26 protein-coding genes are annotated in these 24,954 nt (G+C 64.7%); 21 read left to right on the top strand and 5 right to left on the bottom strand.

The window, feature by feature from the left end:
• The first annotated feature begins 139 nt into the window (after positions 1–139).
• The 5 genes from AB7531_RS39035 to AB7531_RS39015 all read left to right on the top strand — a co-directional run bounded on the left by AB7531_RS39035 (position 140) and on the right by AB7531_RS39015 (position 4,166).
• Positions 140–754, top strand: a complete 615-nt coding sequence (locus AB7531_RS39035) for a nuclear transport factor 2 family protein (protein WP_063985745.1) — start codon at positions 140–142, stop codon at positions 752–754.
• Between the two features lie 264 nt (positions 755–1,018).
• Positions 1,019–1,444, top strand: coding sequence for a hypothetical protein (locus AB7531_RS39030; protein WP_071909388.1), 426 nt, complete (start codon positions 1,019–1,021; stop codon positions 1,442–1,444).
• 135 nt (positions 1,445–1,579) lie between these two features.
• On the top strand, positions 1,580–3,457 hold the full coding sequence (gene htpG, locus AB7531_RS39025) for a molecular chaperone HtpG (protein WP_063985743.1): 1,878 nt from the start codon (positions 1,580–1,582) through the stop codon (positions 3,455–3,457).
• A 127-nt stretch (positions 3,458–3,584) separates the two neighbouring features.
• A complete protein-coding gene (locus AB7531_RS39020; protein WP_063985742.1) occupies positions 3,585–3,863 on the top strand; it encodes a DUF3551 domain-containing protein in 279 nt (92 codons plus the stop codon).
• A 33-nt stretch (positions 3,864–3,896) separates the two neighbouring features.
• Positions 3,897–4,166, top strand: a complete 270-nt coding sequence (locus AB7531_RS39015; protein ID WP_063985741.1) for a DUF3551 domain-containing protein — start codon at positions 3,897–3,899, stop codon at positions 4,164–4,166.
• 191 nt (positions 4,167–4,357) lie between these two features.
• Here the strand turns inward: AB7531_RS39015 and AB7531_RS39010 are convergent, their stop codons facing one another.
• The gene (locus AB7531_RS39010) at positions 4,358–4,924 is read right to left on the bottom strand and encodes an SGNH/GDSL hydrolase family protein (protein ID WP_441280260.1); all 567 of its coding nucleotides are present in this window, start codon (positions 4,922–4,924) and stop codon (positions 4,358–4,360) included.
• A 285-nt stretch (positions 4,925–5,209) separates the two neighbouring features.
• On the opposite strand from AB7531_RS39010, the gene AB7531_RS39005 reads away from it, so the two are divergent.
• From AB7531_RS39005 to AB7531_RS38985, 5 genes are all read left to right on the top strand, one after another.
• Positions 5,210–7,024, top strand: coding sequence for a long-chain-acyl-CoA synthetase (locus AB7531_RS39005; RefSeq protein ID WP_063985739.1), 1,815 nt, complete (start codon positions 5,210–5,212; stop codon positions 7,022–7,024).
• A 148-nt stretch (positions 7,025–7,172) separates the two neighbouring features.
• Positions 7,173–7,418 carry an acyl carrier protein gene (locus AB7531_RS39000; RefSeq protein WP_014491754.1) on the top strand — a complete coding sequence of 82 codons (246 nt, stop codon included), beginning with the start codon at positions 7,173–7,175 and terminating at the stop codon, positions 7,416–7,418.
• Entirely contained in the window at positions 7,405–8,787 is a 1,383-nt protein-coding gene (locus AB7531_RS38995; protein ID WP_063985738.1) for a class I adenylate-forming enzyme family protein, read from the top strand. Before AB7531_RS39000 ends, AB7531_RS38995 begins: the two co-directional genes overlap by 14 nt.
• Positions 8,780–9,502, top strand: coding sequence for an SDR family NAD(P)-dependent oxidoreductase (locus tag AB7531_RS38990; RefSeq protein WP_063985737.1), 723 nt, complete (start codon positions 8,780–8,782; stop codon positions 9,500–9,502). The genes AB7531_RS38995 and AB7531_RS38990 overlap by 8 nt, the downstream gene beginning before the upstream one ends.
• A gap of 126 nt (positions 9,503–9,628) precedes the next feature.
• Positions 9,629–9,838: a hypothetical protein gene (locus tag AB7531_RS38985; RefSeq protein ID WP_155794867.1), complete on the top strand. Its 210-nt coding sequence runs from the start codon at positions 9,629–9,631 to the stop codon at positions 9,836–9,838.
• 4 nt (positions 9,839–9,842) lie between these two features.
• On the opposite strand, the gene AB7531_RS38980 is transcribed toward AB7531_RS38985, so the two are convergent.
• Entirely contained in the window at positions 9,843–10,220 is a 378-nt protein-coding gene (locus tag AB7531_RS38980) for a hypothetical protein (protein ID WP_231143659.1), read from the bottom strand.
• A gap of 225 nt (positions 10,221–10,445) precedes the next feature.
• On the opposite strand from AB7531_RS38980, the gene AB7531_RS38975 reads away from it, so the two are divergent.
• Positions 10,446–11,600, top strand: coding sequence for a DUF3095 domain-containing protein (locus AB7531_RS38975; protein ID WP_063985734.1), 1,155 nt, complete (start codon positions 10,446–10,448; stop codon positions 11,598–11,600).
• Here AB7531_RS38975 and AB7531_RS38970 read toward each other — a convergent pair.
• The 3 genes from AB7531_RS38970 to AB7531_RS38960 form a co-directional block, all read right to left on the bottom strand.
• Positions 11,597–12,031, bottom strand: a complete 435-nt coding sequence (locus tag AB7531_RS38970; protein ID WP_063985733.1) for a DUF2147 domain-containing protein — start codon at positions 12,029–12,031, stop codon at positions 11,597–11,599. The genes AB7531_RS38975 and AB7531_RS38970 overlap by 4 nt on opposite strands.
• A 96-nt stretch (positions 12,032–12,127) precedes the next feature.
• A complete protein-coding gene (locus AB7531_RS38965) occupies positions 12,128–13,513 on the bottom strand; it encodes an MATE family efflux transporter (protein WP_063985732.1) in 1,386 nt (461 codons plus the stop codon).
• A gap of 82 nt (positions 13,514–13,595) precedes the next feature.
• The gene (locus AB7531_RS38960; protein ID WP_063985731.1) at positions 13,596–14,123 is read right to left on the bottom strand and encodes a GNAT family N-acetyltransferase; all 528 of its coding nucleotides are present in this window, start codon (positions 14,121–14,123) and stop codon (positions 13,596–13,598) included.
• 231 nt (positions 14,124–14,354) lie between these two features.
• Between AB7531_RS38960 and AB7531_RS38955 the strand changes: the two genes are divergently transcribed.
• The 10 genes from AB7531_RS38955 to AB7531_RS38910 all read left to right on the top strand — a co-directional run bounded on the left by AB7531_RS38955 (position 14,355) and on the right by AB7531_RS38910 (position 24,934).
• Entirely contained in the window at positions 14,355–14,951 is a 597-nt protein-coding gene (locus tag AB7531_RS38955; protein ID WP_063985730.1) for a superoxide dismutase, read from the top strand.
• 215 nt (positions 14,952–15,166) lie between these two features.
• On the top strand, positions 15,167–15,778 hold the full coding sequence (locus tag AB7531_RS38950; protein WP_063985729.1) for a permease: 612 nt from the start codon (positions 15,167–15,169) through the stop codon (positions 15,776–15,778).
• A complete protein-coding gene (locus AB7531_RS38945; protein WP_008138982.1) occupies positions 15,775–16,275 on the top strand; it encodes a hypothetical protein in 501 nt (166 codons plus the stop codon). Before AB7531_RS38950 ends, AB7531_RS38945 begins: the two co-directional genes overlap by 4 nt.
• A gap of 44 nt (positions 16,276–16,319) precedes the next feature.
• On the top strand, positions 16,320–16,568 hold the full coding sequence (locus tag AB7531_RS38940) for a hypothetical protein (protein ID WP_063985728.1): 249 nt from the start codon (positions 16,320–16,322) through the stop codon (positions 16,566–16,568).
• A 2-nt stretch (positions 16,569–16,570) separates the two neighbouring features.
• Positions 16,571–17,323, top strand: a complete 753-nt coding sequence (locus tag AB7531_RS38935; protein ID WP_063985727.1) for a metal ABC transporter ATP-binding protein — start codon at positions 16,571–16,573, stop codon at positions 17,321–17,323.
• Between the two features lie 6 nt (positions 17,324–17,329).
• Positions 17,330–18,199, top strand: a complete 870-nt coding sequence (locus AB7531_RS38930; protein ID WP_063985726.1) for a metal ABC transporter permease — start codon at positions 17,330–17,332, stop codon at positions 18,197–18,199.
• Positions 18,200–18,201: 2 nt separating this feature from the next.
• Positions 18,202–19,065: a metal ABC transporter solute-binding protein, Zn/Mn family gene (locus AB7531_RS38925; protein ID WP_063985725.1), complete on the top strand. Its 864-nt coding sequence runs from the start codon at positions 18,202–18,204 to the stop codon at positions 19,063–19,065.
• 55 nt (positions 19,066–19,120) lie between these two features.
• The gene (locus AB7531_RS38920) at positions 19,121–20,161 is read left to right on the top strand and encodes a CobW family GTP-binding protein (protein ID WP_063985724.1); all 1,041 of its coding nucleotides are present in this window, start codon (positions 19,121–19,123) and stop codon (positions 20,159–20,161) included.
• Positions 20,161–21,180 (top strand): WD40 repeat domain-containing protein, encoded by a 1,020-nt coding sequence (locus AB7531_RS38915; RefSeq protein WP_063985723.1) that lies wholly within the window; start codon positions 20,161–20,163, stop codon positions 21,178–21,180. Before AB7531_RS38920 ends, AB7531_RS38915 begins: the two co-directional genes overlap by 1 nt.
• Before the next feature lie 211 nt (positions 21,181–21,391).
• Positions 21,392–24,934, top strand: a complete 3,543-nt coding sequence (locus tag AB7531_RS38910; protein WP_063985722.1) for an FG-GAP-like repeat-containing protein — start codon at positions 21,392–21,394, stop codon at positions 24,932–24,934.
• The last annotated feature ends 20 nt before the right edge of the window (positions 24,935–24,954 follow it).

Below are 24,954 nucleotides of genomic sequence, written 5' to 3'. Positions count from 1 at the left end.
CCCTACCCGTATCGCGCTCGCGCGGCTGTGGGCAATTCGAAGGGCTGGGAAGCCCGCTTGACGGCGGCCAAATTGCCTCGTTCATACGTCGGGTCGATGACATCAATCGCGACCTCGAGCTGCCAGGAGATTTTTCATCATGGACCAGCAACTCCTCGACCGCCTCGCCATCCGCGACCTCGTCGAGAACTGGGCGGTGTGGCGCGACGCCGGCGACTGGGAGCGTTTCGCCACGGTCTGGCATGACGAGGGCTGGATGTCCGCCACCTGGTTTCAGGGGCCCGCGCGGGATTTCATGCGGGTCAGTCAGGAGGGGTTTGCCAAGGGCGTGCGCATCCTGCATTTCCTCGGCGGCACCAGCATTGATCTCGCAGGCGCGCGCGCCATTGCGCAAACCAAGATGACGATCTCGCAGCGTGCCCTGGTGCATGACGTGCTCTGCGACGTCGTCTGCACCGGACGCTTCTACGATTTCCTGGAGAAGCGGCATGACCAATCAGGCATTGGCAAATGGGGCATCGTCCGCCGCCAGCCGATCTACGAGAAGGACCGGATCGACCCGGTCGATCCCGCCGCAACGCTTCAACTCGACCAAAAAGCGCTCGCTGCGCTCCCCGAAGGCTACCGCCACCTCGCCTACATGCAGGAATTGATCGGCTACAAGGTCAAGCGCGACATGCCGGGCTTGATCGGCACTGAAGTCGAGAAGCTCTATGGCGAAGGGCGGGACTGGCTCGCGGGGAAGCCGAAGTGAGGCTCAGACAAAAGTAAGGCGCGACTGGCATCACCACAGTCGCGCCCTACGTCGCCGGCTTATGGGGCAGGGGGGAATAGCCGGCTGTTGAGACGACTCTCGGGCCTGAGAGTCGTTCCAGGCGGGTGAAAATTTTTTTGTGCGGCATTTTTATGCGGCCTGCGGTGAATTTCGCACACGGTTAAGTGATCTTAACAGCTGAGAACTGCCGGTCCTCCCATCGCGTTGTTCCCGCGATCGCCATGGGGCGAGGGATCGACAGCCATGTTGCAGATGCAAAAGGTATTTTTGGGTGTTGTCGCGATTGCCGCGACGCTTGGTGCCGTCCAGGTCGGTGCCGTCCAGCTGGCCTCCGGCCATGATCTGGCCGACCGCTGGCAGGCGGTCGCCGACAGGCCCACGCAAGATGCGGGTCACAACGTCAACCGTTCCGGCAAGGCCGACCGGTTCGCCGACGTCAAGCAGGCCCCGGTTCCCACCCGCACCGTGTCGATGCGGCTGAACGATCTGGCCGAGACGTCGGTGTTGCTGCGGGTCCGCGCGGTCATCGAGACCGGCAACGCCAAGCCGCCGGTGCTGCTCCAGAACCGGAAGCAGGGTCCCAAGAGGCCGACGATTGCCTGCGAGCCGATGGTCAGCTCCCTGACCGAGGTCGCAAAGCTGCTCCAGCCCGGCCGCTGTGTGACCTGATTCTTCTTCGCCGCCCTTGGCCGCCACGGACAAATCGCCTTCCCGCCGGGAGGGCGATAGTTCACGTCCACTTGATCCCCTATCCCCTCGCGTTATATCCCGGGTTTCTTTCCCCTTGATTGACCGGGTAAACGCATGACGACGTCAGATACGGCCGCGCATACGCAGCCTTTCCAGGCCGAGGTTTCCGAGCTTTTGCACCTCATGGTGCACTCCGTCTATTCCGAGACCGACATCTTCCTGCGCGAGCTCGTCTCCAACGCATCGGACGCCTGCGACAAACTGCGCTATGAAGCCATCGCCAGCCCGGCGCTGCTGGGCGAGGGCGACGCGCTCAAGATCCGGATCATCCCCAACAAGACGGCCGGAACGCTCACGATCGCCGACAACGGCATCGGCATGGAGCGCCAGGAGCTGATCGACCATCTCGGCACCATTGCCCGCTCCGGCACCAAGGCGTTCGTCTCGAAGCTGAAGGAGGCCAAGGACGGCCTCGGCCTGATCGGCCAGTTCGGGGTCGGCTTCTATTCCGCCTTCATGGTCGCCGAGAAGATCGTCGTCGTCAGCCGGCGTGCCGGCGAGAGCGACGTGTGGAGCTGGACGTCCTCCGGCGGCTCCGGCTTCGAGATCGCGCACGCAAGCGATGAGGAAGTGGCGCGCGTGGCACGCGGCACCGAGATCGTCCTGCACCTGAAGGACGACGCCAAGAAGTATCTCGAGACCTACGAGATCGAGCGCATCGTCAGTGCCTATTCCGACAACATCCTGTTCCCGATCGAGCTGGTGCCGGAAGAGGGCGAGCCGCGCCAGATCAACTCGGCGAGCGCGCTGTGGCAGCGTTCCAAGTCCGAGCTGACGGCCGAGGACTACAAGAAGGCCTATCAGCAGATCGCCTCCGCCTTCGACGATCCCGCGATGACGCTGCACTACCGCGCGGAAGGCCGCTATTCCTACGCCGTGCTGCTGTTCGCGCCGTCGACGAAGCCGTTCGACCTGTTCGAGCCGAACCGCAAGGGCAGGGTGAAGCTTTACGTCCGCCGCGTCTTCATCACCGACGATGCCGATCTGCTGCCCGGCTATCTCCGCTTCATCCGCGGCGTGGTCGACAGCGAAGATCTCCCGCTCAACATCTCGCGCGAGATGCTCCAGAACAATCCGCAGCTCGCGCAGATCCGGAAAGCCGTGGCGACCCGAGTCGTGTCCGAGCTGGAAAGCCTTGCCGACAAGGACCCGGAGAATTTTGCCAGGATCTGGGACGCCTTCGGCGCAGTGCTGAAAGAAGGCATCTACGAGGATTTCGAGCGGCGCGAAAAGCTGCTGTCCTTGTCGCGCTTCGCCACCACCTCGGGCGAGAAGCGTTCGCTGAAGGACGTCATCGCCGGTTTCAAGCCGAACCAGACCGAGATCTATTATCTCGTCGGCGACAGCATCGAGCGGCTGAAGTCCAATCCGCGGCTGGAAGCCGCGACCGCGCGCGGCATCGAGGTGCTGCTGCTGTCGGATCCGGTCGATGCCTTCTGGACCTCGATGCCATCGGAGTTTGACGGCAAGCCGCTGAAATCGCTGAGCCAGGGCGATCTCAATCTCGACCTGATCCCGCGCACCGACGAGGCCGACGAGGCGAAGAAGGACGAGCCGCAAGCCGACGAGGCCGCCACCATCGCGGTGATCAAGGCCGCGCTCGGCGAGCGCGTCAGCGACGTCAAGGTCTCGACGCGCCTCACCAGCTCCGCCTCCTGCCTCGTCGCCGACAGTCAGGGCCCGAGCCGCGAGCTCGAGCGCATCCTGTCGCAGCAGAACCGCGGCATGCGCACCAAGCCGATCCTCGAGATCAATCTGCGCCATCCGCTGGTGACGGCGATCACCGGGGCGCAGGCCGGCTCCAGGGCGGTCGACGATCTCAGTCTGATCCTGCTCGAACAGGCGCAGATCCTGGACGGCGAATTGCCCGAAGACCCTGCCGCGTTTGCGGCAAGGCTGAACCGGCTGGTCCTGCAGGGGCTGGGCGGGTAGCGCGCGCAGCGCACCCCGCTCACCTTGCCGTCATCCGCCGGAGGAACAGTCGCCTCCGGCGTGGTGTTATGCCATAGGAGGACGTCGGCATCAGATCCGACGCCGCCATCGATTCGAGGATGTCTCCATGCGCCTGCCTGTCCTGACCCTCACCGCGATTGCCACGCTGTTCGTGGCGGCAGATGCCGACGCCCAGACCTATGATCCGCGCTATCCGGTGTGCATGCACGTCTATACTTCGGGCGGCCGGGGCGGTGGCGGCGACTATTACGACTGCTCCTTCACCTCGATCCCGCAGTGCCGGGCCACGGCGTCGGGCCGCGCGGCGAGCTGCGATGTCAATCCCTATTACGCCTACAACGAACCGCCGCCGCCCCCGCGCAAGCGTCACAAGAAGGTGCAGTAGTTGTTCGCGATGCGGCACGCAGCAACATCCCTCATGCGTTTCTCATCCGGCCTGATCATCACCGTCGGCGCGCTGACCGCAGCTGCGCCGTCGCATGCGCAGACCTTTGATCCCAGCTATCCCGTCTGCATGCACGTCTATTCCGGCGCGAACGGCGGCGGCGGGGAGTGGTACGATTGCTCCTTCACGTCGCTGCCGCAGTGCCGCGCCACGGCGTCGGGCCGCGCCGCGACCTGCGATCTCAATCCGTATTATCCGGTCAATGTTGCGCCGCCGCGCCCACGCTACAGGCGAAGCGGCTAGCGCCCGCCACCCGTTCAGCTGCGAATCCGGCGGAGCGCGCAGAGCTAGGTGCCGTGAGGCGCCTTGTTGGCAGCGGCGACGATCGCGTCGGTCAATTGCCACGTCATCTTGTCCGTGGTCCAGTCGCTGGCGTGCAGTCTGCTATCATCGCCCGGGTCGACCATGCGGTCGAACGAAATCCTTGCGACATCCTACCAGCCCTTCATCAGCCCGAAGCGACCAAAGACGTTGACGCCCTTCACATGCGCGATCTCGCTGATCGCCTCGACCATGGCCTCCGTCTTTTTGAGCTTGGCCGGTGTCAGCAGCGCCGGCACATATTGAAGGTCCATCAGGATCACGTCGATCCGCTCGGCGTCGAGCAGCCGGTCGACACCTTCGCGGATGGCCTTCGTGGTGTCTGCGAACGAGGGAGGATTCTGATCGGCGGGTTGCCATACTGAATTGGTGCCGACCTGCCAGATGACGAGATCGGGATTCAGATCGAAGACGTCATGGTCGAACCGCTTGAGCTCAGCAGGGGCCTCTTCGCCGCCGACACCCCGGTTGATCACCTCGATTCCGACATTTGGATATTTGATCCGAAGATCCGCCAGCAGCCGCTGCGGATAGGGAGCGATGCCTCCTTCGCCCGCCGTGGTCGACGAGCCGATCGCAACCACCCTGGCCTGCCCACCCTTCACGCGGCCGGCGAAATTCGTCAGGCGCTGCTCGAACGGCGCGGCCTGGACCGGAAACTCTGACGGATCGTGAGCCACGGGACGTCTCCCTTTCGTAGCCATGACAACGCAGGGTAGAAAAGCATAGCCCGTTTGCCAGGGAGCGCCTAGCCTCGGCGAGGCCGGATCGCTACGCCTTCCTGATCCCCGACAACTCGATCACCTTGCGCCGGCGGTCGGTCGCCGCCGTCTGCATGCCGCCGAACTCGCCCGCGTCGGATGGCCAGAGTTAATCACGTACTAACCTGGCTTTACCTTGTCTCTTAACACCTGGGCAGGGCGCGCGAGCTAAGCTTGGGGAAGCAGCAGATACGTTCCGAAAGAATGGACGGCATGACCACCGGCGTCATCGAGCAACCGAAAGTCGCGCGCGCACCTTCGGCTTCAAAGATCTGGCTGAAGGCGATCGAGCTCACCGCGCGCATCGAGACGCTGCCGGGCCGGCTGTTCGCCGACGTCGTTGACGATTGGGCGCAGCGTCAGCCCGCTCGCACCGCGCTGGTCGCAGATGAGACAACGATCGACTACGCAGGCCTCTCGAAGCGCATCAACCGCTATGCGCGCTGGGCGCGCTCGGTCGGCGTGGCCAAGGGGGATACCGTCGCGCTGATCATGCGGAACGGCATCGACTATGTTGCCGCGTGGCTCGGCATCAGCCGGGTCGGCGGCGTGGTCGCGCTGATCAACACCAGGCTCGTCGGCCAGTCGCTCGCGCATTGCGTCGATGTCGCCAGGCCGTCGCATGTCATCGTCGCGCACGAGCTCATGGAAGCCTTGGACGGCGCGTCGCCGCACCTGAAGACAGAAGCAAAAGTCTGGACCCATGGCGATGCCCGCAGCGAGCGCGCGATCGACGTCGCACTTGCCGCGCTCGAGGACGGGCCGCTCTCGCCGGACGAGCATGGCGACGTGACGATCAACGACCGGGCCCTGCTGATCTACACCTCCGGGACCACCGGCCTGCCGAAGGCGGCGAGCATCAGCCACCGCCGCATCCTCAACTGGGGCTTCTGGTTCGCCGGCCTTACCGGCGCCACCCCGCAGGACCGGCTCTATGATTGCCTGCCGCTGTTCCACTCGGTCGGCGGCATTGTCGCCCCGTGCAGCATGCTCGCCGCCGGCGGCTCGGTGGTGATCGCGGAGAAATTTTCGGCCTCGAACTTCTGGCCCGACATCGTGCGGCACGATTGCACGCTGTTCCAGTACATCGGCGAGCTCTGCCGCTATCTTCTGAAGGCGGCGCCGTCCGAATACGAGAACCGTCACCGCCTGCGGCTCGTTTGCGGCAACGGCCTGCGCGGCGACATCTGGGAGGATTTTCAGGGTCGCTTCGCCATTCCGCGCATCCTCGAATTCTATGCGGCGACGGAAGGCAATTTCTCGCTGTTCAACGTCGAGGGCCAGCCGGGTGCGATCGGCCGCGTTCCGCCGCTGCTCGCGCATCGCTTTCCGGCGGGTCTCGTCAAGCTCGATCCTGATAGCGGTGCACCGCTGCGCAACGAAGAGGGCTTTTGCGTTGCGTGCGCCAGGGGCGAGGCCGGCGAAGCCATCGGCCGCATCGGCACCGCGGATGAAGGCGGTGGCCGTTTCGAGGGCTATACCGACGCCGGCGAGACCGAGAAGAAGATCCTGCGCGACGTCTTCGCCAAGGGTGATGTCTGGTTCTGCACCGGCGATCTGATGCGGCTCGATGACAAGGGCTTCTTCCATTTCGTCGACCGCATCGGCGACACCTTTCGTTGGAAGGGTGAGAACGTCGCGACATCGGAGGTCAACGACGCCGTGCGCGATTTCACCGGCGTGATCGATGCCACCACCTATGGCATCAGCATCCCCGGCACCGACGGCCGCGCCGGCATGAGCGCCATCGTCGTCAACGAGGGGTTTGACATCGAGGGGCTACCCGCCCATCTGGCGCAGCGCTTGCCGGTTTACGCCCGCCCTGTCTTCATTCGCATCTCGCGCGAGCTCGATGCGACCGAGACGTTCAAGCAGAAGAAAGGCGAGCTGGCCCGGGACGGCTTTGATCCGGCCACGATCAACGATCCGCTGTTCATGCTCGACCCGAAATCCGGCGGCTACATCGCCTTGGACGCGGATGTGTACGCAGGGATCATCGATGGCGCGATCAGGTTCTAGCCGCACGAAAATCCGCCAGATAGGTCCAATTTTATCTGAATTGTCCAAGAAGCCATTTACTTCTGTCGGGTAAACAACACGGGCCTTGGGGAGGCGGTCATCAAGAGCCGCTGCAACACGAACCATCAATAACAAGAGTGAGCCAGCCATGTCGGTAAGGTCTAAGGTCATCGAAGCGATCCAGCAGATCGCCAAGGAGCAGCACGTCACGCTTCCCGCACTCTCGGACGATCTGTCCCTGCACGAGACGGGTTTCGATTCCCTCGCCTTCGCAATTCTGGTGGCGCGCCTCGAGGACGAGACCGGCGTCGATCCCTTCACCATTTCCGAGGACGTAGCGTTCCCCGCCACCGTGGGCGATTTCGTGCGGGCCTACGAAAATGTCCCCGCGTGAGATTTTTGCGCTCCGCGACTATCTGAGCCCGGAGCTCAAGGGCCGCACGATCTCCGATGCCCATCATGTGGTGTCGCTGACGGATGTGCTGCCGCATACGGTTCTGGGCGGCCGCCTGCGTGAGCTGGCGGGCCGCTCTGTCCTGCTGAAGCTGTCGGACCAGCTCAAATCGGGCCTCGCCATGGTCGAGCTCGACGGTGTCGCGCGGCGCATGCTGCTGTGCCCGCCCGATCTCAATCCGGCGCATCTCGATGCGCTGATCGCGGACGCCGAGATCGATGCCGTCGTCACCGACGAGCCCGCGCAATGGGCCGCAAAGACAATCGCGCTCGTCGTCACCGCGCAATTGCCGCTTCAGGCCGCCACGCCGGCCAGGACCGAACGCGCCACCGAATGGCTGATGCTGACGTCCGGCACGTCGGGCGTACCAAAAATCGCCGGCCATACGCTGGAAGCATTGACGGGCGCCATCGTCGCCGAAGGCCCTGCGCGCGGACCCGCGCCGGCCTGGGCGACATTCTACGACATTCGCCGCTATGGCGGCCTGCAGATCTTCCTGCGCGCCATCCTCTCCGGCGGCTCGATGGTGCTGTCCGATCCGCATGAAGCGCTCGGCGACCACGTCGCGCGCCTGAACGCGCGCGGTGTCACCCATATCTCCGGCACGCCATCGCACTGGCGCAAGCTCTTGATGAGCGGCTCGGCTGCACAGTTCGCGCCGGGATACGTCCGTCTGTCCGGCGAGATCGCCGACCAGGCGGTGCTCGACGGCCTGAAGGCCGCGTTCCCGAATTCCTCCGTCGGTCACGCCTATGCCTCGACCGAGGCGGGCGTCGGCTTTGCCGTCAATGACGGGCTGGAGGGCTTTCCGGCCGATTATCTCGGCAACCGCAACGGCGTCGAGATGAAGGTCGTCGACGGCTCGCTGCGCATCCGCTCGACGCGCACGGCGCATGCTTACATCGGCCGCAATGCGGCCGCGTTGACCGATGACGACGGGTTCGTCGACAGCGGCGACATCGTCGAGCTGCGCGGTGACCGCTATTATTTCGTCGGCCGCCGCGGCGGCATCATCAATATCGGCGGGTTGAAGGTTCACCCCGAGGAGATCGAGGCGGTCATCAATCGTCATTCCGACGTGCGGATGTCGCGGGCGAAATCGCGCCGCAGCCCGATCACCGGCGGCATCGTCGTCGCGGACGTGATCCTTGCCGACGGCACCGATCAGGCGCGGGTGAAGGAGATCCGGGACCAGATCCTGGATCAATGCCGCGCGCAGCTCGCGTCCCACAAGGTGCCGGCGGTGATCCGCTTCGTCGATGCACTCGACGTCACCCCGGCCGGAAAACTGGCGCGCACCGATGCATAATGTCCTCGTCACCGGCGGCAGCCGCGGCATCGGCCTTGCGATCGGCAAGCGGCTGGCTGATGCCGGTTATAATGTGATTGCGGCGGCACGGCGCGAGAGCGAAGAGCTCAGGGCGGCGATCGGCCCCTCCGAAGGGCGCCTGCATTTCCGCGCCTGCGACCTCGCCGTGATCGACGCGATCCCGGCGTTCGCAAAGCTTATCCGCGACGAGTTCGGCCCGATCTACGGCCTCGTCAACAATGCCGGCCTCGGCACCGAAGGCCTGCTCGCCACCATGCACAATTCCGAGATCGAGGCGCTGGTGCAGCTCAACGTGCTGTCGCCGATCATTCTCACCAAATATGTCGCGCGCCAGATGATGGCGGACGGTGCCGGCCGCATCATCAACATCTCCTCGATCATCGCGACCACGGGCTACAACGGCCTGTCCGTCTACGGCGCGACCAAGGCCGCCGCCACCGGCTTCACCCGCTCGCTCGCGCGCGAGGTCGGCAAGCTCGGCATCACCGTGAACGCGATCGCGCCTGGTTTCATCGACACCGAGCTGACCCACAATCTCTCCGACGAAGGACGCAAGCGCATCGCCGGCCGCAGCGCGCTACGTCGCCTGCCGGAGACCGACGATGTCGCGCGCATGGTGGAATATCTGCTCGGCGAGGGCGGCCGCAACGTCACCGGCACCGTGTTCACGATCGATGCGGGGAACACGGCGTAAGCGGAACTCCGCCGCCACGATTGAGTTGATCCGACGCAATGACATCGAGCCGGATTTGGTCGTAAGATGCCCCGCAATCGATTGGCTTACGTCAATCGATCTGCCCTAATCGAGAGGGAGCAGTCGATGGCCACTTCAAACATGACCGCTTCAAATCAAGCCCGGATCGAGGAGCCTCGCGCGAAGCCGGACGATGTCCATTGCCCCCCGATGACGCATCAGAATTCCGGCGGACACGGTCATGAAATGTATCCGCAGCAATTCGTGCGCCTGGTCGGCTGCCACGATCTCTCTCTCGACGCCCTGCGCAAGCGCGAGGACGAAAAGCTCCACTAGGCGTTCACTTCGGCAGGTCAATCCGCTCGCGTGAAAATTCCGGCGGCCCTTCGGTCAGGCGGCGTATGCGGCGTTCGCGTTCGTCCGTTGGCAATGCGGGGTCGAGCAGCCGCTCGATCTCGTGCACGGCCAGCGCCTCGATCCTGGTGGCGTCGGATGCGACCGGCTGGGCCGACGAGAATGCCGGGGGCGCGACCTTCAGGCCCAGTTCGACCAGCTTGCAGATCGCAGCCGAACGCGACAAGTGATGAGCTTCAGCCCAGGCGTCGACGGCTGCGGTCAGTGCTTCCGGCATCTTCACCGCGCTGAGCGGATCGAGCCGCGTGCGTCGGCGCACTGGAGCCGTCGAGTCCTTGTTGCCGAAGTCGGGCACTTCGATCATCCCATGTAATCTCTGGATATGCCCCGACCATAGCCGCTCTTCCGGCCGGCTCTTTGACGCCGATCAATGACGGACTGCGGCATTTGCAGCGTGCGCGATCTTGTTGTCCGGGTGCATTTCGGCCAATGATCGGGAATCGAAAGAGGGGACGCCGGGCGGCGAACCCGGATCGATCCTGCCTCGTATCTTCCTCGGACGCGCTTCCCAACCATCCGGCATCACTCGATGACATCAGGCGAATCCTTCTACGGCAGCATTCCCGTCTTTCGCGGCTTCACCAGCCTGATGGACCCCGCGCTCTATTCGCGATTGCCTGACGACTGGAGCATCGGCGTTGCCGACATCGTCGATTCCACCAAGGCGATTGCGGCGCAGCGCTACAAGGCGGTCAACATGGCCGGTGCCGCCGTGATCGCGGCGGTGACCAACGCGCTCGAGGGACGCGAATTCCCCTTCGTGTTCGGCGGCGACGGCGCGAGCTTTGCGGTCGCGCCTTCCGATGTCGAACGTGCCCGCGAGGCGCTGGCCGCGACCGCAACCTGGGTGCGGGAAGACCTCGATCTGAAGATGCGCGTCGCGCTGGTGCCGGTGGGTGCAATTCGCGCGCAGGGGCTCGACGTGCGCGTCGCACGCTTCGGTCCGTCGGCCAATTTGTCCTATGCGATGTTTTCCGGCGGAGGGCTCGCCTGGGCCGACGCCGCCATGAAGCGCGGCGAGTTCGCGGTCGCCGAGGCACCCGCCGGCACGCAGCCCGATCTTTCCGGCCTGTCCTGCCGCTTCGAGGTGATGCCGTCCGCGCGCGGCCTGATCCTGTCGGTGCTGGTGATGCCGGCGCGCGGTGTCGATCCGCACGCCTTCCGCAAGGTGATCGAGGACATCATCCATCTCGTCGAGCGCAGCCCTGATGGCGGCCGCCCGGTGCCGCCGCAGGGGCCGCCGCTGAAATGGCCGCCGCAGGGGCTGGAATTCGAAGCCCGCACCAAACGCGGCGGTCCGCTGGTCGCGCGCCGCGCCCGCGTGCTGGCCTACACGCTGTTCGTCTATCTGATCATGCGTTTCGACCTCAACGTCGGCGGTTTCGTGCCAAACGTCTACAAGCGCCAGGTGGTCGAGAATTCTGACTTCCGCAAATATGACGACGGCCTGCGCATGATCCTCGACTGCACCCCGCAGCTCGAGCGCGCGTTGAGCGACCGTCTCGCGGCTGCGGCACGCGACGGCGTCGTGCGCTACGGCCTCTACCCGCAGGACGCCGCGATGATGACCTGTTTCACGCCATCGGCCCTGCGCAGCGACCACGTCCATTTCATCGACGGCGCGCGCGGCGGCTACGCGTCGGCGGCAACGGCGTTGAAGGCGATGATGGCAGGCGCGAGCTAGCGTCCCGCGCGCGTCCAGGTCTCGCCGCCGCAGAGCGCGCCGACGCAACCTTCGACCCGCAGCGAATCCGCACCAGTCACGGAGACGTTGCTCGCATAGGTGCTGCCGTCATCGGCATTGTAGATCTGGCCCGACCATTTGTTCGGCCCTGAGGGCTCCATGCCGCTGAACAGCGGCAGCCCGATCATCGCGCGTTTGGCGAGCGCTGGATTGGGATTCTTGCTGTCGATCGCAGGCTGGCCGGTCGCGGTGTCATAGGGCTCGCGCAGCCAGACGATATGGCCGCAGATGCCGCCGCCGCACTTGCTGATCTTGACGCGCGCATCGCCGGCCTGCGTCAGCCAGGTCCCATCGGCGCTCTGCGCGTGGGCGGCGGTCGCACCAAACAGTGCAGTCAGGATGATGGAAAGGATGGCGAATCTGCCGAACATGGAAAGTGCCCCCGAAAATGGAGGCGCCTCCATAGCAGTCCGGCAGGATAGTGCAACGCTGGATGGAATCACATTCCCGCGCTTATTTGCCTGCGCTCATTTGCCCCAGCGTGCGAAGGCGACCGAGGCCGCGGTCGAAAGCCCGAACACGACCATGGCGCCGCCGACCAGTGCGAACAAGGTCCAGGCCGGCGCCTGCGCCGTCATGAGACCGACGCCGCCGATCGCGACGATCAGCAGCCGCGCCGTGGAGGCCAGCACCGGACCGCCGACGCGCGCTGCGCCTTGCGAGGAAAAATACAGCGACACGCCCATGCCGAAGAACACGAAGGCCGGACCGGCCCAGTGGAAATAGCTGTGCGCCGCCGCGGTGACGCCGGGATCCCCGGTGAAGAGCGATACCCACAACGCCGGATCAAGCGCGATGACGAGGCCGATCAGGCCGACGGTCAATCCCGAGGCCGCGGCCGCGGTCCAGGCGACACGCCGCGCGCGTTTCACATGCCCGGCGCCCATCGCCATGCCGACCATCGGCACCGAGGCGATGCCGAAGGCGAAGGTGATCGGGATCAGCAGGAATTCCAGCCGTGACCCGATGCCGTAGCCGGCCAGCATCTCGGTGCCGAAGGTCGCGAGGATTTTTGTGAAGATCAGAATCGTGAGCACGGTCTGGAGCGGCGACAGGCAGGCGACCGCGCCGACCTTGAGGATGTCCAGGAACATCGCGCGTTCGAAATGGAAGGTGCGGACCTTCAGCGGCAGCCGGCTGCGGCCGGACAGGAGATACCAGAGGAAGAAGATCGCCGCGCAGGTGAAGGCGATCAACTGGCCGGCAGCGACACCCGGCATGCCGAATTGCTTCAAGCCGAATAGGCCGAGCCCCAGCGTGCCGCCGAGCGCGATCTGGAGCGCGCTCGCCCCGATCAGAATCATCGAAGGCAGGCGCATGTCGCCGGTGCCGCGGATCACCGAGGCCAGCGTGTTGACGAGCCAGATCGCGACCGCGCCGGAGAACAGCATTTGCGAATAGCCGCTGGCTTCCTCGAGCACGCGCTCGCGTCCGCCGAGCAGCGTGAAGAAGCTGCGGCCGAAGGCGAGCATCATCACCGTGAAGAACAGTCCGCCGCAGAGGCCGATGATGGCGGCGTGCAGCGCCAGCGTCGCGGCGCGGTCACGATCGCCTGCGCCGAGCGCGCGGCTGATCGCGGACGAAACGCCGCCGCCCATCGCGCCCGCGCTCATCATCTGCGTCAGCATCGCGAACGGAAACACCAGCGCGATCGCCGCCAGCGGAATGGTGCCGAGCCGGCCGATATAGGAGGTCTCGGCAATCGCAACCAGCGTGCTGCCGACCATCGCGATCATGTTGGGGATCGCGAGCCGCAGCAGTGTCGGCAGGATCGGCGCCGTCAACAGGCTCGCAATGGGGGAAGCGACCGGTGCACGTGGCGGCGCGGCGTCTGCGGAGGCGTCGATCGTCATGTTCACCGGGCGGAATATTGGATGACGATCGACATCTTATCGGGCGCAGCATCTTCGCGCCAGTCCTCCCCTCACGCAGGGCTCACCAGGGCAGGCCGCATAGGTCGATGGTGCCCAGCGTCGGCGCGCGGACGATGTTGAAGACGTAGGGCGCCATGTAGTCGAAGCGGATCCGACCCTCCGGCTGCTCGCAATAGACCTCGCCCTTGAAGGGGAGCCAGCTGCGGGCCTCGTAGAACGCAAAATTGTTCGATTCGGAGAACAGCAGCCCGAAACGGACCGCCTCGTTGGCGCGCATGGTGTGGATGGCTGCGTCGATCGCCATGGTCGCGTAGCCGCGGCCGCGCCGGTCCTCGCGGGTGCAGACCCCGCCGATGCCGCCGATGTGAACCTTCTGTCCATTCCAGGTGACGGTACGGAAGTAGATGCCGACGTGGCAGACGAGGCCGTCCTCGGGCGTCTCGATCAGCACGCGAAGGTCGGCATTGGCCCATTTAACGTGGCTCCACGACGGCTTCTCGGCGGCGTCGCGTCCCCAGACCGCACTGAGCAGGGGCTGTGCGATCCGCCACGAAGCGTCGCCGTTCAGGATGTCGATCTCGATGCTCATTGCTTTCTCTTTTGCATCTCCGCGCCATGGTGCGTTCGTTCCGCCATAAGCGCCTCAAAGGCAATGATATTTTACGGCCTGTCGAAGCGCGCCCCACATGCGTCGATTTTATGCAATCCGGCCAATCGGCCGCATCACGCAATTTCGCAAATTGGCGGTATTTAACGGCGGTGGAACCTTCTATAAGAGTCCCCGTTAAGCCAGTTCCCCATCAGTCGCGGACAACAACCCATGACCTTTACGCTGCCCCCACTCCCTTACGCCTATGACGCCCTCGGCCAGTTCATGTCGAAGGAGACGCTGGAATTCCACCACGACAAGCATCATCAGGCCTACGTCACCAACGGCAACAACGCGCTTAAGGGCACCGAATGGGAAGGCAAGTCCCTTGAGGAGATCGTCAAGGGCTCGTTCGGCAAGAACCCGGCCGTGTTCAACAATGCCGGCCAGCACTACAACCACATCCACTTCTGGAGCTGGATGAAGCCCAATGGCGGCGGCACCAAGCTGCCGGGCAAGCTCGAGAAGAAGATCAACGAGGACCTCGGTGGCTTCGAGAAGTTCAAGACGGACTTCCAGGCGGCCGGCGTTGGCCAGTTCGGCTCCGGCTGGGCCTGGCTCCAGGTCAAGAACGGCAAGCTCGAGATCGCCAAGACCCCGAACGGCGAGAATCCGCTGGTGCACGGCGCCACCCCGATCCTCGGCGTGGACGTCTGGGAGCACTCCTACTACATCGACTATCGCAACCGCCGTCCGGACTATCTGAAGGCGTTCGTCGAGAACCTCGTGAACTGGGAATACGTCGAGTCCCTGTTCGACAAGGCCTGAGCCATCACACTTTCCGGGTGCGGCGTCGCCGCTCCGGGATGACGAACTCGAAAAGGCGGTCGCATGCGCGACCGCCTTTTTGCTGTGCGGAATTCGACTGCTGCTTCGCATGGCCCTGCGCGAGGTGCGCATCGCTTCCCGCCATCGTACTGTTTGCATCGCATGGGCGGCGCCCTTAATCAGGATGGGCATCACCCTCGAGCCCACCGAGCCCGTTGTCAGAGCCTTCCCCGAACAATCCGGCGCCTGCCGAGGACGCGGAGTCCGAGCCGCGGCCGGGGCGTGTGCGCGAGCCGATCGGCTGGTCGACCATCATCATCGCGGTGCTGGTGGCGGTGAGCGCGGGCCTGGTCTGGCGGCGTGATGGCACGGACGGTGTCCTGGAGATTCTCACGCACGACCTCTCGCTGTTCGGCGGCATCCTGCCGCGCGTGCTGGCCGGCTGCCTGCTCGGGGCCTTCATCTCCGAAATCCTGCCGCACGAAAAAGTCTCGCGCTCGCTCGGGCCGAAATCCGGCCTGATGGGCCTTTTGATCGGCACCGCCTTCGGTGCGATCCTGCCGGGCGGACCCTTCACCGCCTATCCTGTGGCGAGCGCGCTGCTCGCCGTCGGCGCCGATTTCGGCGCCACCATCGCCATGGTCGTGAGCTGGACCCTGATCGGCTACGGCCGCGCGGTGGCCTGGGAAATCCCGATCATGGGCACCGACTTCACGCTGTGGCGGATCCTGATCTCGCTGCCGCTGCCGGTGCTCGCCGGCGCGCTCGGCCGCTTCGTCTATGTTCGGATCTATCCGCAGCCGGCCGCGAAGGACGACGAGAATTGAGCGCCGCGCTTCTGATCGACATCCTGTTGTGGGGCTCGGTGTTCGGCGTCGGCCTGATCGCCTTTCGCCGCGGCCCACCGGTGTTCAAGGCCTCGCTCCGCGAAGGCTCCATGGACTTCATCAACATCGTGCCGCGCATCGCGCTCGGGGTGATCGGCTCCGGCTACATCGCCGCCATCATCCCGCAGGAGGTGATCACCGGCTGGCTCGGGCCGGACAGTGGCTGGCTCGGGGTTGCGACCGCCGTGGTCGCCGGCGCCGCCACGCCCGGCGGACCCGTGATCGGCTTCTCCATCGGCACGGTGGCGCTGAAGTCGGGCGGTGGGGTACCGCAGGTGGTTGCCTATGTCGTCGCCTGGGCCTTATTTGCCTTCCAGCGGGTGATTTTATGGGAAATCCCGTTCATGCCGGCCCGGTTCGTCTGGTTCCGCTGCGCCGTCTCGGTGCCGTTCCCGTTCGTCGCCGCAGCCATCGCGATGGTGATCGGCAAGCCTTGAGCCGGCCGTGGACAGGGGTAATGTTATAATATAACGTCGCTGGCATGGTTCCCGCCGCGTCCCACGCTCATCACCACGACCACGTTCATGGCCAGTCCCATGACCATTCTCATGGCGACGGGCATTCGCATGGACACGATCATACCCACGCCCATGTCCATGATGCGGCCTCGCCCCATCCGGCCCAGGACGCGCCCTGGTCGATCCTGCGCATGACCATGGCCGGCCGCCTCGCGGCCGCGCTTGCCGTCTGTGCCGTGCTCTGGGGCGTGGTCTTCCTGGCGATGAGGTGACCATGGCGGCCGTGCACTTCCATAATGTCACGCTCGGCTACGACCGGCATCCGGCCGTGCATCATCTCAACGGCGAGGTCGCCTCCGGTGCGCTGGTAGCCGTGATCGGCCCGAACGGCGCCGGCAAGTCGACGCTGTTGCGCGGCATCGTCGGCATCCTCCGGCCGCTCGACGGCAGCATCCATCTCGGCGGGCTCGATAGCCGCGATATCGCCTATCTGCCGCAGAGCGCGGAGATCGACCGCAGCTTCCCGATCTCGGTGTTCGACTTCGTCGGCACCGGGCTGTGGCGCGACGCGGGCCTGTTCGGGGGCATCGGCAAGGCTGCGCGGGAGAAGATCCTGCGCGCGATCGCTTCCGTCGGCCTCAACGGCTTCGAGAACCGCCCCATCGGAACGCTCTCGGGCGGGCAGATGCAGCGCATCTTGTTCGCGCGCGTGCTGCTCCAGGACGCGCGCCTGATCGTGCTCGACGAGCCCTTCAACGCGATCGACAGCAAGACCACGGCCGATCTGCTCGCGCTGGTGAAGCACTGGCACGGCGAGGGCCGCACCGTGCTCGCCGCGCTGCACGACATGGAAATGGTGCGCAACCATTTCACCGAAACACTGGTGCTGGCGCGCGGTCCCGTGGCCTGGGGGCCGACGGCGGAGGTGCTGACGCCGGAAAACCTGCTGGTCGCGATGCGGATGTGCGAGGCTTTTGACGATAGTGCCACGGCTTGCGCCGAGGACGGACGCTCGCGGGCGGCGTGATCGCAGATGATCTATGACGCGCTGATCGGCCCGTTCACCGAATTCGAGTTCATGCGGCGCGCGCTCGCCGCCGTGATCGCGCTGTCGCTGGCGGGTGCGCCGATCGGCGTGTTCCTGATGCTGCGGCGAATGAGCCTCGTCGGCGATGCCATGGCGCATGCGATCCTGCCCGGCGCTGCCGTCGGCTTCCTGCTCTCCGGCCTCAATCTGTTCGCGATGACCGCCGGCGGCCTGGTTGCAGGATTTGCGGTTGCGATCCTCGCCGGCGTGGTCGCGCGTTCGACCGGGCTCAAGGAGGACGCCTCGCTTGCGACCTTCTATCTGGCCTCGCTGGCGCTGGGTGTGACCATCGTCTCGATCAAGGGCACCAACATCGACCTCTTGCACGTGCTGTTCGGCAACATCCTCGCGATGGACGACCAGACGCTGCTGGTGGTGGCCTTCAACGCCACGGTCACGCTGCTGGTGCTCGCGGTGATCTATCGCCCGCTGGTGATCGAGAGCGTCGATCCCTTGTTCCTGCGCACCGTCAGCCGTGCCGGCGGCCCCGCGCATCTCGCCTTCCTCGCGCTCGTCGTGATCAACCTCGTCAACGGCTTTCAGGCGCTCGGCACGCTGCTCGCGGTGGGCCTGATGATCCTGCCGGCCGGCATTGCCCGGTTCTGGTCGCGCGATCTCACTGTCATGATCTGCATCGCCGTCGTCGCTGCCGCCGTCTCGGGCTATGCGGGCCTCGTGCTGTCGTTCCAGACCCGCGTGCCGTCGGGGCCTGCGATCATTCTGGTGGCGACGGTGCTCTACATCGTCTCGGTGCTGTTCGGCCGCGTCGGCGGCATCGTCCGGCAGATGTTTCCCGGCCGGCATCTGGAGGCGTGACGATGCGGCGCCTCCTGCTTTGTGTGCTCCTGCTGATCGCCTCGCCGCTGCATGCGGCTGAGCGGCTCAATGTCGTCGCGAGTTTCTCGATCCTCGGCGATTTCGTCCGGAACGTTGGCGGCGATCGGGTCGACGTCACGACGCTGGTCGGCCCCGACAGCGACGTCCACGTCTACACGCCCGCGCCAAGCGATGCGAAGCGGATTGCGGATGCAAAGCTCGTCATCGTCAACGGGCTCGGCCTCGAAGGCTGGCTGCCCCGTCTGGTGCAGTCCGCAGGAAGCAAGGCGCAGGTGGTCACCGTGAGTGCCGGCATCGCACCGCTGAAGCTCGGCTCGGCCGCGGATCCACATGCCTGGCAGTCCGTCCCCAACGCCAGGATCTACGTGAGCGACATCGCCAATGCGCTGGCTGCGGCCGACCCTGACGACGCCGAGTTCTTCCGCGCCCGGGCAAAGGCCTATCTGGACAAGCTCGAAGCGCTCGACCGCGAGGTGCGGGAGGCCGCGGCGAAAATCCCGCCGGAGCGGCGCAAGGTGATCTCCACCCACGACGCCTTCGGCTATTTCGCCGCCGAATATGGTGTCCAGTTCGTGGCCCCCTTGGGGGTCTCCACGGAGACCGAGCCCAGCGCGCGGGACATCGCCGCCATCATCGGCCAGATCAAGGCCCAAAAGATCCCGGCCGTGTTCCTGGAAAACATCAGTGATGACCGTCTGATCCGGCGGATCGCGGCCGAGACCGGGGCCAAGGTCGGCGGGACCCTGATTTCGGACGGTCTGACGGGCGAAAAGGGGCTTGCCCCCACTTACATTGACATGGTCAGGCACAATATAAAGGCCCTGACCAGCGCGCTTGACCACTAGGGCAGGGGGCCACCCCGCCTCGCGTCGCGCGGAAAAGCCCGATGTCGGAGTTCTTATGTCTGAAGCGACTTCCCCGAAAATTCCCGTGACCGTGCTGACCGGCTATCTCGGTGCCGGCAAGACCACGCTTTTGAATCGCATCCTGTCGGAAAACCACGGCAAGAAATACGCCGTCATCGTCAACGAATTCGGCGAGATCGGCATCGACAACGACCTCATCATCGGCGCCGATGAGGAAGTGTTCGAGATGAACAATGGCTGCATCTGCTGCACCGTGCGCGGCGACCTCGTGCGCATCATGGACGGCCTGATGAAGCGCAAGGGCAAGTTCGACGCCATCATCGTCGAGACCACCGGCCTTGCCGATCCCGCGCCTGTCGCCCAGACCTTCTTCGTCGACGAGGACGTGCAGAAGAACGCGCGGCTCGACGCCGTCGTCACGGTTGCCGACGCCAAATGGCTGTCGGACCGGCTCAAGGATGCGCCCGAGGCCAAGAACCAGATCGCCTTCGCCGATGTCATCGTGCTCAACAAGACCGATCTCGTCACCAAGCCGGAGCTTGCCGAGGTCGAGGCCCGCATCCGCGCCATCAATCCCTATGCGAAGCTGCACCGCACCGAGCGCTGCTCGGTGGCCTTGGCTGACGTGCTCGACCGCGGCGCGTTCGACCTCGACCGCATCCTCGACATCGAGCCGGACTTTTTAAATGCCGATGATCATGACCATGACCATGATCATCACGGCCACGACCATCACCACCATGATCACGGCCACGGCCTGAAGCACTATCACGACGAGGACATGCAGTCGCTCTCGCTCAAGACCGACAAGCCGCTTGATCCGAACATGTTCATGCCCTGGCTCCAGAACCTGGTGCAGGTGGAGGGCGGGAAGATTTTGCGCTCCAAGGGCATCCTTGCGTTCCACGACGACGATGACCGCTACGTCTTCCAGGGCGTTCACATGATGCTGGAGGGCAACCACCAGCGGAAATGGAAGGACGGCGAGCCGCGCCAGAGCCGCCTCGTCTTCATCGGTCGCGAATTGCCGGAAAAGGCCATTCGCGAGGGTTTTGAGAGCTGCATCGTCTCGTGATGAAAGAGTTTACGCCGGCCCCCGATTCCGCCTCGATCGTCTCCGTCACCGATCGCGTCAAGCCTGTTACGCTCGGGATGGGCGTGACCTCGGTGTATTTCCTTGGGCCCCGCGCCGCCTTCGTCGGCGGCGAGGAGAATGTCGCGTTCGTCGACGCCAAGGGCGAGATCACGACGGTCGCCGTGCATAGTAGCGGCATTCTGTCGACCGCCTCCGACGGCAAGCGCCTCATCATGGGCGGCGACGATGGCAAGGTCGTGTCGCTCGACGCCAAGGGTGAGGTGACGCTGCTCGCCACCGATCCGAAGCGGCGCTGGATCGACGCGGTGGCGCTGCATCCCGACGGGGCCTATGCCTGGTCGGCCGGCAAGACGGCCACCGTCAAGAGCGGCAAGACCGAGGAGAAGTCGCTCGAGGTGCCCTCGACCGTCGGCGGTCTCGCGTTCGCGCCGAAGGGCCTGCGGCTCGCGATTGCCCATTACAACGGCGCGACGCTGTGGTTTCCGAACATGGAAGGATCGGCCGAATTCCTGCCCTGGGCCGGCTCGCATCTCGGCGTCACCTTCAGCCCGGACAACAAGTTCCTGGTCACCACGATGCACGAGGCGGCGCTGCACGGCTGGCGGCTTGCCGACAACAGGCACATGCGCATGACCGGCTATCCCGGCCGCGTCCGCTCGATGTCATGGAGCGCGGGCGGCAAAGGATTGGCGACTTCGGGTGCCGACACAGTCATCATCTGGCCGTTCGGCAGCAAGGACGGCCCGATGGGCAAGGAGCCCGCGATGCTCGCGCCCCTGCAGGCGCGCGTGTCCGTGGTCGCCTGCCATCCGAAGAACGACATCCTCGCCGCCGGCTACAGCGATGGCACCGTGCTGATGGTGCGGCTCGAGGACGGCGCCGAGATCCTCGTTCGCCGCAATGGCACGCCTCCGGTCGCCGCGATTGCCTGGAACGCCAAGGGCACGCTGCTGGCCTTCGCCGACGAAAATGGGGACGGCGGTCTACTGGAGCTATGAGGCCGACTATCCACAGCCTCTCCCTGTTATGTTATTTTTGTTATCGTGTAACATAACCGACAAGCAGCCTCTGTAGGGTCGCAGATGTAGAGAGCACGGCGTGCAATTTCGAATTGCTGCCGCGCGATCGAATGTGCCTGGCGCCGGTTTGTCCGGGGCCAGTGTGCATTTCGAATCCCCGCATCAACACGCGCCACCGCAGGGAATTCAGATGCCCGTCATCCCCGATCTTCCGACCATCACCAGCATCACAGCGACCGATCCGACCCAGACCGACGCCGGAACGGTGCACTACACCGTCACGTTCTCGAAGCCTGTTCTTGGCGTCACGATTGATCAGTTCAGCCTTGCAACGAGTGGCAGCATCGGCGGCGCGGGCATCACCGACGTGACACCGGTCGCCGGCAGCAACCTTTCGAGCTATACGGTCACGGTGAATACCGGATTCGGCTCCGGCTCGGTGGCGCTCCAGTTCACGGGAAGCAACGTCCACGATACCAATGGTTACTATGTCGGACCGTACCAATCCGAATCGAAGCTGACCGTAAACAGCCCGACGTCCTTCGCGATCGGCGACGTCAACGGAGACGGGAAGCTGGACGTCGTGATGGGGACAAACTTTTTCGTCAACCCGAGCTACGTCAGCGTGGCGCTGAACGACGGCACCGGTCACTTCTCCTCAGCCTCGAACACCTCGAGCCCAGGCCTATTGCCCTTGCTGGCGCTTGCCGATCTGAATGGCGACGGCAAGCTGGACATCGCACAGGTCACCCTCGACGGTACCGTGACTGTTCGTCTCGGCAACGGTAACGGCACGTTCGGGGCCAACACGAGCTATTCCGCCGGCAGCGGCGTCTATCAAACACCTAAAGTGATCGACGTGACCGGCGATGGCGTGCTCGACATCGTCGTCGGCAGCACGGTCCTGCCAGGAAATGGCAACGGTACGTTTGGGACTGCCATCACCACGAATCTCGGCGTCGGCTCCATCGCCTATGGCGACTTCAATGGAGACGGCAAGCTCGACCTCGTGACGAGGAATTCGACCAATCTGGCAATAGCGCTGAGCTTCGGCAATGGTGACGGCACGTTCCAGGCTCCGTCGTCCCCGGTCAAGACGGCGACATCTGTCCTCACCGGCGATTTCAACGGTGACGGCAAGCTCGACATGGCGGCCGTCAGCAGCGCCACAATCTCGATCCTGCTCGGCAACGGCGACGGTACTTTCACCTCGTCCGGGACGACTCTTCAGGCGGCGGGTACGATCGGATCCGGCGCGGTCGCCGACATCAACGGCGATGGCGTGGCTGATCTCGTGGTCGTCGGAACCAACAACACGCTCTCGACCTTCTTCGGTCACGGCGACGGCACGTTCGGGCAAGTGAGGATCTCGCCGCTCGACAAGACCGCCGGGCAGATCGGCGTCGGTGACCTGAACGGCGACGGCAAGGCCGACGTTCTGGTCGGATATCAATTCGGCACCAATCCTTTCACTCAAAGTTCGGGCACCGATATCCTGCTGACCGGTTCATCCAGCGAGACGGGACCGGCGTACACGATCGCGCGGACGTCGCCGGCGCTGACCATCACCGACGGGGACGTCACGCTCGGCGCCGACGGCAACAATTACATCAACGCGGCGCATTTCCATGGTGGGGCGACGATGTTGGCCGGCACCGGCAATGCCGGCGACACCATCTCGGTCACCGACGCCATGACTCACGCAGTCGTCGGCACGGCCACGGTCGGCCAGAACGGCACGTGGAGCCTCGGCGTGTCCGGCCTGCAGGACGGCACCACTTACAGCTATGTCGCGGCTGCGACCGACTCCCACGGCAACAGCAGCGTCGGCCCGGCGTTCACCTTCACGGTCGATGCGACCGCATCGCTCGGGATCACGGGCATCAATTTGTCGGCCGACTCGTCGGTGTCAAACCCGAAGGTCACCCTGCAGGGGACGACCGACGTGCCGGCGCAGGTGACCGTCTCGATTGGAGGGACCGACGTGATCGTCTCCAGCGCGACCGGATCGTGGCAGTTCAATAGCCAGGTCGTGCCATACGGATTGACGACGATCGTGGCTAGATTCTCGGATGCCGCAGGCAATGTCGGCGCCTCGCCGACCTATACGCTCATCAGGGGCAACTATACGCTTGTCTCCAGCACGCAGCTCGCCAACGCGGTGGTTGTCGACAGTTTCTTCACCGTGGATTCCAACGCCGCGGAGACCGGCGCGATCGTTCTCTCTGGCGCGGGCGAAATCGTCCGCGGGACCTCGACCGGGGCAACGATATACAATGGTGGGAGCCAAGGGCTCGAATACGGCACGGCGACCGGGACCCTGGTGCAGGCTGGCGCCACTCAGCTCGTGAGCTTCCAGGGGACCGCCAAGGACACGGTGCTTTATGGCACGCAAACGGTCGGCAACACGGCGATCCACACCACGATCAAGTCGGGCGGACTCCAGAACATCTACGTCAACGGCAGCACCTACGGCACCGTCATCGAGGCTCTTGGCACCCAAAGCACGGCCGGCGCCGACCACGATGCGACTGTCTTCGGTACGCAATATGTGACGGGCAGCAGCGCGAATGCCACGATCGGCTCGGGTGGCAATCAATACGATTACGGCACAGCGACCGGCGCAATGGTCCAGAGCGGCGGCTCCCAACACGTCTATCAGGGCGGCAGTGCCAGCGGCACCACCGTTGCTGCGGGCGGCTATCAGGACGTCTACCAGGGGACGGCCACCAACACCGTGCTCGCCGGCAATCAGCAGGTGCTTGCCGGTGGCCAGGCTGCCGGCACCGTCATCAATGCCGGTGGCCGGCAATATGTCGGCTCCGGTGGCGCGACCACCAATACGACCATCGCGATCGGCGGCTTCCAGTATGTCGACGCCGGCGCCACCGACAGCGGTGCGACCATCGCTGGTGGCCGGCAGTACATCGTCGGGTCAACGACGAGCGCGACCGTTGGCGCAGGCGGCGTTCAGTACGACTACGGGACGTCTATCGCGGTTCTTGTCGAGAGCGGCGGCATCCAGCATGTCTATCAGGGCGGCAGTGCGGATGGCACGACCGTTGCGGCGGGCGGCTATCAGGACGTTTCCCAGGGGACAGTCACCAACACCGTGCTCGACGGTGAGCAGCAGGTGCTCACGGACGGCCATGCCACCGGCACCACCATCAATGCCGGCGGGCGGCAATATGTCGGTTCGGGCGGCGCAACCACCGCCACGACCATCGAGACCGACGGCTTCCAGTATGTGGACTCCGGCGCCACCGACGGCAGTGCGACGATCAATGGCGGCTATCAGTTCGTCGCAGGTGCTGCGACCGCCGCAGCCGTCAGCGGTGGTGGCGAGCAGGAAGTGGGGGCGGGCGGCATCGCCTCGAACTCGCATCTCGACGGCGGCAGCGAGCATGTCTACGCCGGCGGCCTGCTCCAGAACGTCGATTTCGGCGGCTCGAACGGCGCAACGCTGGTGCTCGACGCGCCGACGGGCCTGTCTGGCGCGATCGCCAATTTCGGCGCTGACGACACCATCGACTTCCGCAACACGGTGGTCAGTAGTGTCGATGTCGACAGCGCGAACAATCTGACGGTCACGACCGACGGCGGCCAGAGCTACTCCTGGGCGCTGCTGGCGCAGTACGCAGCTTCGTCCTTCGTGCTCGCGGCCGACGGCAACGGCGGAACGATGCTGAGCTATGTGCCGCCACAGCAGACCTTGCTCGCGGCCGCTCACTAAGGCAGGCAAAACCAAGACGG

The sequence above is a fragment of the Bradyrhizobium sp. 63_E2_N1_3 genome (genome assembly GCF_052076005.1).
Taxonomy (GTDB): domain Bacteria; phylum Pseudomonadota; class Alphaproteobacteria; order Rhizobiales; family Xanthobacteraceae; genus Bradyrhizobium; species Bradyrhizobium barranii.
The sequence above is the reverse complement of the archived record's forward strand: the minus strand, read 5'-3'. Positions and strand labels throughout refer to the sequence as shown.